Below are 14287 nucleotides of genomic sequence, written 5' to 3'. Positions count from 1 at the left end.
CTATTTTGCAAATCGCTCTTCAAATATTTTCTCCATGGCAAACATCTCATCCCGCAATCTTGCGGCCAGCAGGAAGTCCATGTCCTTCGCTGCCTTTGCCATATCCTTTTTCGTCTTATCAATGGCCTTTTGCATCTCCGGCTTGCTCATGTATTGCACAATCGGATCCGCAGCAAGACTCACATCATCAAACTCCACGTAAGCTTTTGCGCTTTCATTCTTATCCGCAAAGTTCAACATGGATGTTTGCTCCATGATGGCTTCGCGCGACTTCCCTACGGTTTTCGGCACAATGCCCATCTCCAGGTTATGCGCAATCTGGCGCTCGCGACGTCGCATGGTCTCTTCTATGGTCTTCTCCATAGATTCAGTTATGCTATCCGCATACATGATCACACGGCCACGGTCGTTCCTTGCGGCACGGCCAATGGTTTGAATCAGGGAACGCTCAGATCTTAGAAAGCCTTCTTTATCTGCATCCAGAATCGCTACTAAAGATACCTCCGGTAAATCCAGACCTTCCCGCAGCAGGTTAATGCCAATCAGCACGTCAAACTCACCCAGCCTTAAGCCACGCAGAATCTCCACACGCTCCAGCGTCTTCACTTCCGAGTGGATGTACCGAACCTTAATGTTCAGCCGGTCCATATACTTGGTCAGCTCTTCTGCCATACGTTTGGTCAGCGTGGTCACCAGCACCCGGTCACCCATTTTGATGGTTTTATGCACTTCATCCAGCAGATCATCCACCTGATTAATGGCGGGTCGTACCTCAATCTCCGGATCCAGCAGCCCCGTTGGCCGGATCACCTGCTCAATAACGATACCTTCAGACTTCTGTAATTCATAATCCGCAGGTGTCGCACTAACATAGATGGTCTGCGGCGCAAGTCTTTCAAATTCATCGAAATTCAAGGGGCGATTGTCCAACGCAGAAGGTAAGCGGAAGCCATATTCTACCAGCGACATCTTCCTGGAGCGGTCACCACCGTACATAGCCCGGATTTGCGGGACCGTAACGTGGCTCTCATCAATCACCATAAGGTAATCATCTGGAAAATAATCGAGCAAACAGAAGGGGCGCATGCCAGGTGAGCGGCCATCAAAAAACCTCGAATAGTTCTCAATACCGGAACAATATCCCAGCTCCTTCATCATTTCAATATCGAAGTTCACACGCTCTTCAAGGCGCTTGGCTTCCAGCAGCTGCCGGTCACCAATCAACTGGTTTTTACGGATCTCAAGCTCCTCCTGAATCCCCCAGATGGATGAATTAAAACGATCTTTCGGCGTCACGAAAAGGTTGGCCGGGTAAATCGCCATGTCTTCCAGCTTCTCCAGGGTCTTCCCGGAAACGGGATCAATGACCGATAACTCTTCAATGTCATCACCGAAAAACGAGATCCGGTAAGCATTATCCAGATAGGCCGGGTATACATCTACCGTATCCCCTTTTACGCGGAACGTTCCGCGCTTAAAATCATTGATGGTCCTTGCATAAAGGATTTCAACCAGACTATGTAAAAAAGTATTCCGGGACACGCGCGTGCCGACCGCAAAACGAAACACCGATCTCGAGAAGTCTTCCGGGTTCCCCATACCGTAAATACAGGATATGGAGGAAACAACGATCACATCCCTGCGGCCCGACATTAGTGCGGAAGTCGTGCGAAGCCGAAGCTTTTCGATTTCCTCGTTGATGCTTAAATCTTTCTCTATATAAGTGTTGCTGCTGGGCATATAAGCCTCCGGCTGATAGTAATCGTAGTAAGAAACGAAGTAGTTTACTGCATTATCCGGGAAAAACTGCTTAAACTCTCCGTAAAGCTGCGCCGCAAGGGTCTTGTTGTGACTCAAGATCAGCGTTGGCTTTTGCGTCTGCTCAATAACATTTGCAACGGTAAAAGTCTTTCCCGAGCCTGTCACCCCGAGTAAAGTCTGGTAATGTTCGTTATTATTTACACCCTCCACCAGTTGCTTGATTGCATTTGGCTGATCACCGGTGGGCTTATAATTTGATACGAGTTTAAATTTCATAGGTAATCAAAGATAAGGATTATTGGGATATTGGAATATCGTCTTAATATCCTAATTTTAGGTACCTTTACTGCGCCTATGATGTTCGAATTAAACAAAATAAATTCCATTGCAAACACCTATATCGCTGAACTAAGGGACGTTGATATTCAACGTGATCCGGCACGCTTCAGAAGAAACCTGGAGCGCCTTGGTGAATTCTTTGCTTTTGAAATCAGCAAAACGCTGAAGTATGTCGATCGGGAAACGCAGACGCCCCTGGGCTTTGCAAACACCAAATCCCTGCTCTACACCCCTGTTTTAGGAACCATTCTCCGCGCCGGCTTACCCCTGCATACCGGCATGTTAAACGTTTTCGACCTGTCGGATTCTGTATTCGTCTCCGCTTACCGCAAAGTGCATAGCAGCGGCGCTTTCACCATCCAGATCGAAAACATCTCTACCCCCGACCTTAACGACCGCATTTTAATCATGTCAGATCCCATGCTTGCCACGGGCTTAAGCATGGTTATGTGCTGCAAAGAGCTGCTGGCCAGATTTAAGGTTAAGGAACTGCATATTGTCGGACTTATTGCAAGTGCTGAAGGCATCCGCCACATACAGGCGAATTTACCTTCTGCGAAGTTGTGGGTCGGTGCAATTGATGAGGAAATGACCAGCAAATCCTACATTGTACCCGGCCTGGGTGATGCTGGTGATCTGGCATTTGGCAAGAAACTATAATGAAAAAACACATCTTCTTTGACCTGGATCATACCATCTGGGATTTCGATAAAAATGCCGAAGAAACCCTCATGGAGTTGTACCAGCACTACAAGCTGGATACACTTGGCCTCAGCTCCGCAGATGAGTTCATCCTCAACTACACGCTGAATAACCATGCCCTTTGGGCGGATTACCACCTAGGCAAAATTACCAAAGAGATCCTCCGCGCAGAACGCTTCAAAAGAACTTTCGTACAGATGGGCATTGTCCCGGAACTCGTGCCTGTCCAGTTTGAAGAGGATTATGTACGCTTGAGCCCCACTAAAACCAATCTCTTTGAAGGCTCCCTGAAGGTACTTGAATACCTGCAGCAGCGATATGCCTTACACATCATCACCAACGGCTTTAAGGAGACCACAATTACCAAAATGAACCTCTCCGGCCTGAACCCCTACTTCCAGAACGTCATCATCTCCGAAGATGTCGGATATAACAAACCAAATCAGGCTGTTTTTCAATACGCCCTGGATCAGGCAAAAGCCAGCAAGGCTGAAAGCATCATGATTGGCGACAGCCTCGAAGCAGATATCTATGGTGCCCAGAACTTCGGTATGGATGCCATCTTTTTCAATCCATTGAAGAAAGAAAAACCGGCAGACGTACAGCGTGAGATTTATCATCTGGAAGAGCTGCTCTTACATTTCTAATCAACCGCCCATATGAAAGCAGCAGGTCTTATCACGTCCATTCAGGCAACTACGGCCGCTTACCGGAACCGGCTCAAGGCCGTTACAGCAGCTACTTTCGTCAGCACCCCTACAGCCGGAGGCTGGTCGTACTCGGAAGTGTATGCGCACATTTTCGATTTAAGCATCCTATCGCTGGATGCCATCGACCGCTGCCTTTCGCCCGATGCGAAACCAAGGCCTACGCACTTCATTACGCGGGCCATCCTATTCTTCGGTGCCTTTCCGCCGCTCATGAAGTTCAAGGTGCCCCGACAATTTGAATCCAGCGTCCGGAAAATCAGCATCGAGGAGGCTACACAGCTTATCAATGCCTTCGAGCTTAAGCTTGAACAGTATGAAGAAAAAGTTATACAGGCAAATCCACTGCTGAAAACTGCCCATCCAAGACTTGGCTATCTAAATGCCCTGCAGTGGTTACGATTTACAGAAATCCACCTTAAACATCACCTAAAGCAACTCAGCAGAATCGCAAGGCAAGATAATTTCACATCTTTGCGCCCATGAAGATCCCCGGAATTAAGGGCTTTGATGAAGCTGCTTTCCAGAAATACTTAAAGAATACAGGTTGGCTGATGTTTGGCAAGATCCTAAGCATGGTCATTAACCTGGTTACTGCAAATTACCTTGGCGCCATCTCTTTCGGCGACCTGAGTTTTGCAGACGCCCTGACAGCAATCATTGCTGCAGTCGGCACACTGGGCCTAGACAGCTTCATCATACGCGAAATTATCCAGCAGCCAGACAAGAAAGACGAGATTCTGGGCACTTCCTTATACATGCGGATCGGCGTCAACTTAATACTGGTGCCATTGTCTGTGCTGATATACATCGTTTTCCACCATTTTTCAGGGAACCACGACAGTAGCCTTACCTGGATCGTGTTCTTCCTCGCCTTTGCGTCCTTCTTCAAGTCCTTCAACGTCATCGACTCCTACTTCCAGTCGCAGGTGGCTTCGAAATACGTAGTCCAGGTGCAGAACATCTGTGTCATCATCTCCGCAGTTGTAAAAGTGCTGTTGGTGGTTTACGGCCTTCCAGTCATCTATTTCGCCGTTGCGCTTTGCTTCGACGGCTTCATCCTTGCTGCGGGGCTCGTCTGGATGTACCACCTTCGTGGCTTAAGCATGCGGAACTGGTACTTTAAAATGGATCGGGCAAAGTCGCTGCTTAAGCAATCTTTTCCTTTGATCCTCTCTGCGGTGATGGTTTCCATTTACATGAAGATCGATCAGGTGATGCTAAAGACCGTCGGCAGTGCCGAGGTGGGTATCTATGCCGCAGCGGCAAAACTCAGCGAAGCCTGGTATTTCATACCTGTGGCCATTGTCACCTCCGTCTTCCCCGCCATCATTCATGCGCGAAGAACAGACCTGGAGCGCTACAACAAACGTATGGGGAATCTCTACGATCTGTTGATCTTTATCAGCCTTCCTGTGGCCTTATTCATCAGCTTTTTTGGTTCCGATATCATTAGTCTGCTATACAGAAGTAACCAATTTGAAGGGGCGGGACCTATGCTGGCCATACACATCTGGTCGGGCGTTTTTGTGTTTTTAGGCAGTGCAAGCACACAATACCTGCTTGCAGAGGGCTATACCTTGGTCTCCTTTCAGCGCACGGCCCTGGGTGCTGTACTTAATGTGGTCCTAAACTTGTGGTTAATTCCGCTGTACGGGGGCTTGGGTGCGTCTATCGCAACATTGATTGCCTGTATGTTTTCAACCTTTTATCTTTTATTTTTACGGGAGACCAGGCAGCAAGGCATTATGATGTTAAAATCCTTATTTTTGATTTCTGCGGCACAAAAAATATTTAAATCTTGAGCACACTTAAAGCATTAACGACGTTACTGGCTAAACCGCGCCGGTTGAAAGCCTTACTATCTTACGGGCATAAAGGTTACCTGAATAGCATCGGCTGGTTTCGTGCCTTTGACGAGCAGCAGGCCATTGATGGCAACGGTGATCCGATTCCTTGGGTAACCTATTCGTTTATCGACTTCATCAAGGGCAGACTCAACAAGAATCTTGTCGTTTTTGAATATGGCTCCGGCAGCTCCACCCTCTTTTATGCAAAGCAGGTACGCAGGGTCGTGTCGGTAGAACATGATGAAGAATGGTACAAGAAGATTGTAGGCAGTAAGCCGGATAATGCTGAAATGATCTATACGCTGTTGAGCACCGATGGGGAATATGCCCGCAAGGCCTCGCTACTTAACGAGAAGTTCGACATCATTATCGTGGATGGCAGAGACCGCGTGAACTGCTGCAAACATAGCCTTGCCGCGCTGAGCGAGAAAGGTGTAATCGTGCTTGACGATTCCGAAAGGGCAGCCTATAACGATGCACGGATTTTGCTGAAACAAGCCGGCTTTAAAGAATTATCCTTCAGTGGCATCTCACCGGGGTTGTTCTACCTGAAAGCAACTTCAGTCTTCTATAAAGCAGATAACTGCCTTTCCATCTAAGCATTCCTATGTTAAGTGAAGACGTAAAAAGCGCCTACAATGAGTTTTATAAGTCCAGCGACGAAGCCTGGCGCATGCTTGGCGCAAGTGCCAAGGCTAAAAACATCATGGAGGTCTGCAAAAGCATAAAGCCACAGTCGGTCCTGGAAGTGGGCGCCGGCGATGGCAGCATTCTACATTTCCTGGATCAGGCAAACTTCTCTCCGGCAATCTATGCATTAGAAATTGCAGACACCGGTGTGGAATTGATTAAGAACAGAAGACTTAAATCGCTTAAGGCGGTCGATTCCTTCGATGGCTATAAAATCCCCTACCCCGATCAGCATTTCGACCTCGTAATCCTCGCCCATGTACTAGAGCATGTGGAGCATGAACGCATTTTACTCCGCGAACTAAAACGCGTCGCGCAGTACATTGTCATCGAGGTGCCCCTGGATTATCGGTTCGGTGTGGACAAAAGAATGAAGCACTTTCTGAACTATGGGCACATCAACATGTACACCCCAACCTTGATCCGCTTTCTGCTTCAGACTGAAGGTTTAGAAGTTGTTGCCGACAAAACCTCGCTCACGCCGACCGCAACGATCAAGTTCAACGAGTTCGAGAATAAAAAAAACAAAAAGACCTTAACCAGGGTACTTAAAATAGAATTGGAATACCGCCTGAAAAAGCTGTTCGGATCTATTCTGGGCAAGAAAAAGCAAGAGCAGTTTGGCAATGCTTATACCGTATTAACCAGTAATTCAAGTCAAACCCTGCAAATATTTTAAGATGCAAAATTTCGCTCCTATAGCATTATTTGTCTACAACCGCCCGCAGCATACCGAAAGGACCATTAAGTTCCTTCAGCAGAATGAGGTTGCGGCAGAAAGCCGGCTTTTCATTTTTTCCGATGGCCCAAAGTCGCCCGCCGATGAAGACAAAGTGCAGGAAGTGCGTGAATTTCTGAAAACCGTTGATGGCTTCAAATCTGTAGAAATCATCCAGCGTAAAGAAAATGCCGGATTGGCCAATGCCATTATTGAAGGGGTAACGCAACTTATCAATGATTACAAGCAGGTCATCGTTTTCGAAGATGATCTGGTGACCTCCCCGCATACGCTTACCTATTTCAATGAAGCGCTGAACCGTTACCGCTATGAACATAAGGTGATGCATATCGGCGCCTATATGTATCCGCTAAAAACGCCAAACTTACCGGAAAGCTTTTTCTACCGTGCAGCCACGAGTTGGGGCTGGGCAACCTGGGAACGTGCATGGAAGCAGTTTGAACCGGATATTGATGTGCTGATCCCGCAATTCGATTCGAGGATGATCCATGATTTCTCCATCGATAAAACCATGAACTTCTGGAAGCAGATCCAGGATTTCAAGAAAGGGAAAAATAACTCCTGGGCAATCCGCTGGTATGCTTCGATATTCCTGAAAGGTGGCTTAACGCTAAATCCTTCGCATTCGCTGGTCAACAACATCGGGCATGATGGCACCGGGGTGCACTCCGGCATGAACGACATCTACAATGTAATTGTAAATCCGAGACCAATCCGTCAGTTTCCCGCCACCATCAAAGAACATCCAGTGGCTTATCAGTCCATCAAGAAGTTCCTGGCGCACAGAAAGGGATCGTATTGGGCCAGAATAGTACGTTTTGTGAGAGCAAAGCTATCCTAAAGATTTCAGCCGAACTTATCCCTTCGGCTTCCTTGCCTCCAGAATGATGTACGGGGAGAGTTGCTTCGAATTAAAGGGGAACACCTTTGTAAACACCTTGCCAGCCGTCCATACCGCTTTTTTAAACAGCTTGACCATGGCTGGCTTATTTTTCTCATCCTCCAGCCAGATGCTGAAATGCCCATAATACCCGGCTCGCACAACCTCAAGTCCCGCTTGGCGGCAGATGCCGGCCAGCAATGCCGGATCCATGCAGCTGATGTTGTGAATCTTATAATTTTCAGGGTCAAACTGCTTCTGAAACCAACCGTTCAGCGCGTTAAAGTTCGGTAGGGTGATAAACAGGCTGCCTCCAGGTTTTACAAAGTTGATGTGCCGCTTAATGATGTCTGCGGTATCCACAAAATGTTCGATGAGCCCACACGACAAAACCAGGTCGTACTGCTGCTCAGGAACATACTTGAAGAGATCCGTTTCAATTACTTTGATATCCTGGTCGCCCAAACCATTAGCAGCCAGCAGGGATTGCGTTATCGGCGGATGAATAAAATAATCTAAAAGCGTAACATCCAGTTTAAAGTACTTTTTAAGAAATACCGCGTAGTAACCCGGGAAGCCACCCAACTCTATAGCGGTTTGCACCTGTTGCTCCTTAATGATCGTACCCAGTTCTTTATGAAACAGATAATCGGCAGGCACATTGATGGATAAACCCGATTTGCGCTCCCAGTAATTCACCCAAAAAGCTCTGTCTGTTAAAAGATTATTCATAAAGTTATTTGCGCTTAGCGCTCCAGGACACTACTATGGAATGGAGACCTCCAAAAATACAAGATTATAGCAATCGCTAATCAATAATCTGTATTTTTGAGAAATTGAAAGTTGTACACCTAAATACATACCAGGGAAACGGTGGCGCAGGAAGAGCCTGCCTCCGCTTGAATCATGCGCTGAATGCGAGTGGTGCAAGTTCCCGGGTGATGGTCTTTTTTCAATTTGAAAACAGTGCGCAAACCGGCACCTTCAGCAGGAACATCTTCCGGAAGGCAATGGCCGTTTTCAACATCATGGCCGAACGTTATCTCGTAAAACTGTTCGCCAAAAACAGTAAAACACCCTTTTCCCTCAGCTGGTTTGGCCGCAACATCACCAAACACCCCAGCCTTAAAGAAGCCGATATCATACACATTCACTGGATTAACCACGGCTTTTTAAGACCCAAAGATCTGGCGAAACTCGATGAACTCGATAAGCCCATTGTGTGGACTTTCCACGACAGCAATGCTTTCACCGGGGGCTGTCATGTTCGTTACACCTGTGAGCATTACCATAAATCCTGTGGAAACTGCCCATTGCTGAAAAACAGCGGCGAAAAGGACAGCTCACATCAAACCTGGAAGCGCAAAAGCAAGGCCTATGCAGAGCTCAATTGCCATATTGTTGCGCCAAGCAACTGGATGGCCGATTCGGTAAAAATGAGCAGCCTGATGGGCTTCCGGCCAGTTTCGGTAATCCCGAACACGATCGAGACCAATGTCTTCAAACCTTACGTCAAAGCGGAAGCTAAACGTATGCTCAAGATCCCTGCGGAAAAATTTGTCCTGATGTCCGGCTTTATGCCTTCAAAAAATGACAAGCATAAGGGCACCAGTTATCTGATTGACGCGCTTAATGATCTTGCCAGCAGACCAGGCATAGATAAGCACAACATTGAACTGGTGATTTTCGGTAACAAGGCAAACGCCGATATGCCTGAATTCCCTTTCAAAACGACTTTCCTCGGTTCCATACATAATGATAGTCACCTGGCCAAGTGTTATTCTGCAGCAGACGTGTTTATAGCGCCTTCATTGGAAGATAACCTGCCGAACACGGTGATGGAAAGCCTTTCCTGCGCAACCCCCGTGGTTGCCTTTAAAACAGGTGGTATTCCGGACATGGTGCGACACTTGGAGAATGGCTACCTGGCCGAATACAAATCCGCTGAAGATTTGGCGACAGGCATTGAATGGCTCTACCACGATGAGCATGCCCCAGAAATACAGAAAGAAGCCCGCCGCTCCATTCTCATGCATTTTTCAGAAGAAGTTGTTGCAGATAAACACCTGCAGCTCTATCAGGAACTGTTAAACCGACACCCCAAATAATACCCAGTACATGTCTGCACCTGTTTTAAGCATCATTACCATTGTCTACAATAATGTTCGGGACATTGAACGCACCATGCGCGCTGTGTTGAACCAAACCTATCCTCATATTGAATATCTGGTGATCGACGGTGCTTCCACAGACGGAACAAAGGACATCATCGCGCGGTACAAGGACCAGTTAGCAACGTTCATCTCAGAACCCGACAAGGGCATCTACGATGCTATGAATAAAGGACTGAAGCTTGCCACCGGCGACTATGTATTGTTCATGAACTCCGGTGACGAGTTATATGACCCGGAAACCGTTGCTGCTGTATTTGCATCAGGCGCAGATGCCGACATCTATTATGGCGAAACAGAGATGTACAATGAAAACTGGGAGAGCTTAGGCCAAAGGCGCCACCAGGCACCCGAAAAGTTTACCTGGGAAAGCTTCAAGTATGGCATGAGCATCAGTCACCAGGCCATCTACATCAAACGCACCATCATTGAGCCCTACGATCTCCGGTACCGCTATAGTGCCGATATTGACTGGATCATCAAAGCGACGAGAAAAGCCAGCAAAATTGTGAACACCAGGCGCTATGTGGCTAAATACCTTGTTGGCGGGGTCTCTAAACAAAAACACCTTGAAAGCCTGAAAGAACGCTTCCACATCTTCACGAAGTATTACGGACTCCTTCCAAATCTGTTCAACCACATGGTGATTGCAGGGAAACTGCTCTACTACTTCCTGAAACACCGGCGTACCAACGACTAAAACGCCAGTCGCTTTACCTCCAGGGCATTTAACACCGGACGGCCTTCAATTGCCTTAAACTGCAGGTAGATCCCCTTATTGTCCTTAATAATAACCTTGGCCTTTTTCTGCACCGCGAGGGCGAGACCAAATTGCTTCGGTAGGTCCAGACGATTTGCAATCAGGTGTCCATGCAGATATACGCTGAACACGCGATCTTCTTTTGCCGATTTCTTGTATGAAGGCAACAGGTTGTAAGGCAATACCGTGGTCATCTCTGCCCCCATCAGCTCCGCGAAGTACATGGTTACTTCGTACTTACCATTAGGCACATCCAGTTTATAGCCTTCCAGCCCAAGCCTTTGTGTCTGAAAAACGGGATCTAGGGCCGTACCTACGATGTTCTTATCCGAGCCAAATGGCTGATGACCGGTCTCTTTCTTGTAAGGTACACCGCCAATATAGCCCCATGAGCCTTTCCGATACGCCTGATCCGGCAACCAGATCTTATTTCCAGTTTCATCTTCGAAATACCTGGGATCACCCAAGGATATCGCAAGTGCTTTAAATGGCAGCTTCTTGCTGCTAAGATCGGCAGGAATGAGGTTGAAGTTGATGCTCGCCTGATCTTCCAGGCGCGCTGCGCCACTTGCCACCACCTTTAAGGCGTTCTTACCATGCTGAAACGGCACGTTCCAGACCGCGATATGGTCTTTGAAGTTCTTTTTGCCCATCGATTTCCCATCTAGGAAAAGTTCAGCATCACCAACATTACCGAACACTTCTACGGGCTGCGTAACAACGTCCTGTCCCTGCATTGCCGAGCCGCTGCGTCGGTCCTGCGCTGCAGCACCTATCTTTAGGTAAGGGGTTTTGGACAAGAAAGCACAATATAGAAAGTAGGTGTTTTTGGCCTGCCGGTCAATGGTCATTATCCCTTTGTTATTGATGTGGGGCATGGTCTCTTCACGATCTTCAGAGGCGAAATCCGCAAAGTTCCAGACCTGAGCACCTGCCACAAAAGGCTTCGACAGTATGGCTTTCAAATAAGTTTGATGGAACCTGGTGGCATACTCTACGCTTTTATCAAAGCGCTCTGGTTTATAAGCATGTATCCTGGGGTCAGCATCTGCACCATATTCTGTGATCATGAATGGCTTGCCGGGCACTTCCGCATGCAGCTTGTCCAATGCCTCCGGAAAGTTTGCCAAATCTCCACCATACCAGCCATGATACACGTTCCAGCCTACAACCATGGGTATGTCGGTCAAACCGGCTTCCTTGTAAGTCTTGATGCTGTGGTGGTTTGGAATCATGGTATAACGGTAGGGATCTGCACGCCTGGTCATCTTTTCCAAGGCCAGTGCCAGTCGCCGAACATTCTCCACGTAAATCTTCTTTCGCGATTCAGCATCCTTGAACTGCATTTTCAGCAGAATCTCATTCATATACGTCCACATGATGATGCTCGGATGATTGTAATGCTGTTTGATCATTTCCATCTGCATCCGAAGTGCATTATTGGTAAATGCCTTGCTTTCTGTAATTTCACTCACCAGCGGTGTTTCCAGGGATGCGAGTAATCCGAGTTCATCACAGGCATCCAGCACTGCCTGATCCTGCGGATAGTGCGCCACCCGCAGGAAGTTTGCACCCATCGCTTTGATCTTGCGCAGGTCCTCCACTTGTAAAGCTGCGGGTACTGCATTCCCTAAGCCTTTATAGTCCTGATGGCGACTCGCGCCCATCAGCTTATAGGGTTTTCCATTCAGGAAGAAGCCTTCATTTACATCAAAACGAAACCAGCGCATACCTGTCCGGTGTTCTAGCTTGTCGAGCACAGCACCAGTTTGTGCATCAACGATACTGCTGATTACGGTATACAGTGCCGGCTGTTCCGGCGACCAGAGTACTGGATTGCTAAGTGTTGGCAGCTGATGCGTAAAGGCCACCCGCTTCCCGGCGCTGATCTGCCCCAGGGAGAAGTCGTCACTATAAACAACTTGCCCCTGTGGATCTTTAACCAGGTTACGGAGCACAAGCGTCTTAGTAGCAGCAGATTTATTGATCAACTGCCCCGATACTTTTAGCGCAGCCTTCGCTGCCGAGACTTCCGGTGTGGAGATGTACAGGCCAGAGGAGCCATGATCCGGATCATTAAAATGCACCGGATTCAGTACGAGTAGCGACACCTTACGGTACAGCCCACCGAAGAAAGTGAAATCACCACTTAATGGCGCAATATCTTTGTTGAAACGATTGTTAACTTTTACGGCGATGGTTTGCAGGGCTGAAGCTTCGTTGCGCATCAAGTCCGTCACCGGCACGATAAACCTGGAGTAGCCCCCAATATGTGCACCCGCCTTTTTGCCATTGACAAACACCTCCGTTTCCTGATTGGCACCATCAAACTGCAGGTAGAGCACTTTCCCTTTCCATGCAGCTTGGGTCTTCATCACGATCTTGTACCAGCCTGCACCGCGGTAATAACCCGGAACATCGTCAAAAGCGTCTACCGCATTCCAGGTATGTGGAACAGTTACCGGCTGCCAGCCAGCATCCAGGTTTGGCAGCATCGCCTGATTTTTGGGATCTTTCATAAAAGTCCAGGTTCCCGAAAGTGGTACCTCCCGCCCATTTTGCGGCGACGGTTTAGCCTGCGGCCAGGCCATAGTTGCAAACGGAAATAAAAAACTAACCAGGGTACAGAGAACTACCCTAAAATGAAGAAGACCTTTCATAGGAGCGTAAAAAGCAATTAGATGCGCGCAAATTTAAAGTATGAAAGTCGGTCTGCACTACACAATCCAGCCCAACACTTTCACAATCATGGCCGCTACGGCGGCAAGATCCTCCGGCAATAAAGAATTTCACGGTAAACAAAGACCATTATAATACATGAAGGAAAACAAGGCGTAAAAATCACAAAAGCTTCTGCTTTCAACCGCGTTTCGTTCGCCTATTGTTCGCCTTTCGTTCGCCTATCCTTCGGCTCAAGGCGAAGGATAGGCGAACAGGGGCCGAATAAAAGCCGCTCCAGCTACCACCTGGATGTCTGTCGATGCGCAGTACAGCTGTGGAGCGGTCATGATTATGTCTGAATTCGTTTGAAGTCCAGCTCGCAAAAACAATCTGGATTGTGGAATGTAGTTTATGCAGACATTATTATAAACTTAAATCATATAACAATGGGACAATTGAATAACAAGAACATTGCAGTACTTGCAGCAAGTGGATTTGAAGAATCGGAATTAACCAGCCCGGTACAGCGCTTAAAGGAAGAAGGTGCAAACGTACATATCATATCCATTAAAGCTGGGAAAATTCAGGCCATGAAAGGCGATAAAGACTGGACCATCGAACTTGATGTAGATAAAGTGGTATCTGAAGTAGATGCAGCGGATTATCACGGGTTGATGTTACCTGGTGGGGTTCTCAATCCGGATGCCATTAGAGGCAGTGAAGAAGCCATCAGCTTTGTGAAAGCATTTTTCGAAGCCGGCAAGCCTGTTGCAGCAATTTGCCATGCACCACAGATTCTGATTACCGCAGATGTTGTTAAAGGCAGAAAGCTAACCTCGTATCAGACCGTTAAGGTGGACCTGGTAAATGCAGGTGCCGAATGGCTGGATGAAGAAGTTGTGGTTGACCAGGGATTGGTGACCAGCAGAAGTCCGAAGGATCTGCCTGCTTTTAACGACAAGATCGTTGAGGAGTTTGCAGAAGGTGTACACGACGGCCAACACGCATAAGCGAAACCATGAAGTAT

The 14287-nt window shown here is 47.7% G+C and carries 13 protein-coding genes; 10 read left to right on the top strand and 3 right to left on the bottom strand.

The features are described 5' to 3' along the window. Entirely contained in the window at positions 1-2037 is a 2037-nt protein-coding gene (uvrB, locus tag IEW69_RS08830; RefSeq protein ID WP_188626480.1) for an excinuclease ABC subunit UvrB, read from the bottom strand. Positions 2038-2115: 78 nt separating this feature from the next. On the opposite strand from uvrB, the gene upp reads away from it, so the two are divergent. Genes upp through IEW69_RS08795 form a run of 7 tightly spaced genes read left to right on the top strand, consistent with a single transcriptional unit; the run spans position 2116 to position 7629 of the window. Then, positions 2116-2760, top strand: a complete 645-nt coding sequence (gene upp / locus IEW69_RS08825; RefSeq protein WP_188626479.1) for a uracil phosphoribosyltransferase — start codon at positions 2116-2118, stop codon at positions 2758-2760. Continuing rightward, positions 2760-3449, top strand: coding sequence for a YjjG family noncanonical pyrimidine nucleotidase (locus IEW69_RS08820; RefSeq protein WP_188626478.1), 690 nt, complete (start codon positions 2760-2762; stop codon positions 3447-3449). The genes upp and IEW69_RS08820 overlap by 1 nt, the downstream gene beginning before the upstream one ends. A 12-nt stretch (positions 3450-3461) precedes the next feature. Continuing rightward, positions 3462-3995, top strand: a complete 534-nt coding sequence (locus IEW69_RS08815) for a DinB family protein (protein ID WP_188626477.1) — start codon at positions 3462-3464, stop codon at positions 3993-3995. Beyond that, positions 3992-5314: a flippase gene (locus IEW69_RS08810; RefSeq protein ID WP_188626476.1), complete on the top strand. Its 1323-nt coding sequence runs from the start codon at positions 3992-3994 to the stop codon at positions 5312-5314. Before IEW69_RS08815 ends, IEW69_RS08810 begins: the two co-directional genes overlap by 4 nt. After that, positions 5311-5958: a class I SAM-dependent methyltransferase gene (locus tag IEW69_RS08805; protein ID WP_188626475.1), complete on the top strand. Its 648-nt coding sequence runs from the start codon at positions 5311-5313 to the stop codon at positions 5956-5958. The genes IEW69_RS08810 and IEW69_RS08805 overlap by 4 nt, the downstream gene beginning before the upstream one ends. A gap of 8 nt (positions 5959-5966) precedes the next feature. Then, the gene (locus tag IEW69_RS08800; protein ID WP_188626474.1) at positions 5967-6728 is read left to right on the top strand and encodes a class I SAM-dependent methyltransferase; all 762 of its coding nucleotides are present in this window, start codon (positions 5967-5969) and stop codon (positions 6726-6728) included. A 1-nt stretch (position 6729) separates the two neighbouring features. Beyond that, positions 6730-7629, top strand: coding sequence for a glycosyltransferase (locus tag IEW69_RS08795; protein WP_188626473.1), 900 nt, complete (start codon positions 6730-6732; stop codon positions 7627-7629). Between the two features lie 15 nt (positions 7630-7644). Here IEW69_RS08795 and IEW69_RS08790 read toward each other — a convergent pair whose 3' ends face one another. Beyond that, a complete protein-coding gene (locus tag IEW69_RS08790) occupies positions 7645-8400 on the bottom strand; it encodes a class I SAM-dependent methyltransferase (RefSeq protein WP_188626472.1) in 756 nt (251 codons plus the stop codon). A 104-nt stretch (positions 8401-8504) separates the two neighbouring features. On the opposite strand from IEW69_RS08790, the gene IEW69_RS08785 reads away from it, so the two are divergent. Continuing rightward, positions 8505-9776, top strand: coding sequence for a glycosyltransferase family 4 protein (locus IEW69_RS08785; RefSeq protein ID WP_188626471.1), 1272 nt, complete (start codon positions 8505-8507; stop codon positions 9774-9776). 10 nt (positions 9777-9786) lie between these two features. Continuing rightward, positions 9787-10539, top strand: coding sequence for a glycosyltransferase family 2 protein (locus IEW69_RS08780; RefSeq protein ID WP_188626470.1), 753 nt, complete (start codon positions 9787-9789; stop codon positions 10537-10539). Here IEW69_RS08780 and IEW69_RS08775 read toward each other — a convergent pair. Then, complete coding sequence (locus IEW69_RS08775; RefSeq protein WP_188626469.1) at positions 10536-13118, bottom strand: glycoside hydrolase family 2 TIM barrel-domain containing protein; 2583 nt, start codon at positions 13116-13118, stop codon at positions 10536-10538. The two genes, IEW69_RS08780 and IEW69_RS08775, sit on opposite strands and share 4 nt — an antisense overlap. Before the next feature lie 588 nt (positions 13119-13706). Between IEW69_RS08775 and IEW69_RS08770 the strand changes: the two genes are divergently transcribed. Beyond that, entirely contained in the window at positions 13707-14270 is a 564-nt protein-coding gene (locus IEW69_RS08770; protein WP_188626468.1) for a type 1 glutamine amidotransferase domain-containing protein, read from the top strand. The last annotated feature ends 17 nt before the right edge of the window (positions 14271-14287 follow it).

Origin of the sequence: Pedobacter quisquiliarum, assembly GCF_014642175.1 — a bacterium.
Taxonomy (GTDB): domain Bacteria; phylum Bacteroidota; class Bacteroidia; order Sphingobacteriales; family Sphingobacteriaceae; genus Pedobacter; species Pedobacter quisquiliarum.
This window is presented reverse-complemented; position numbering and strand designations above follow the sequence as displayed.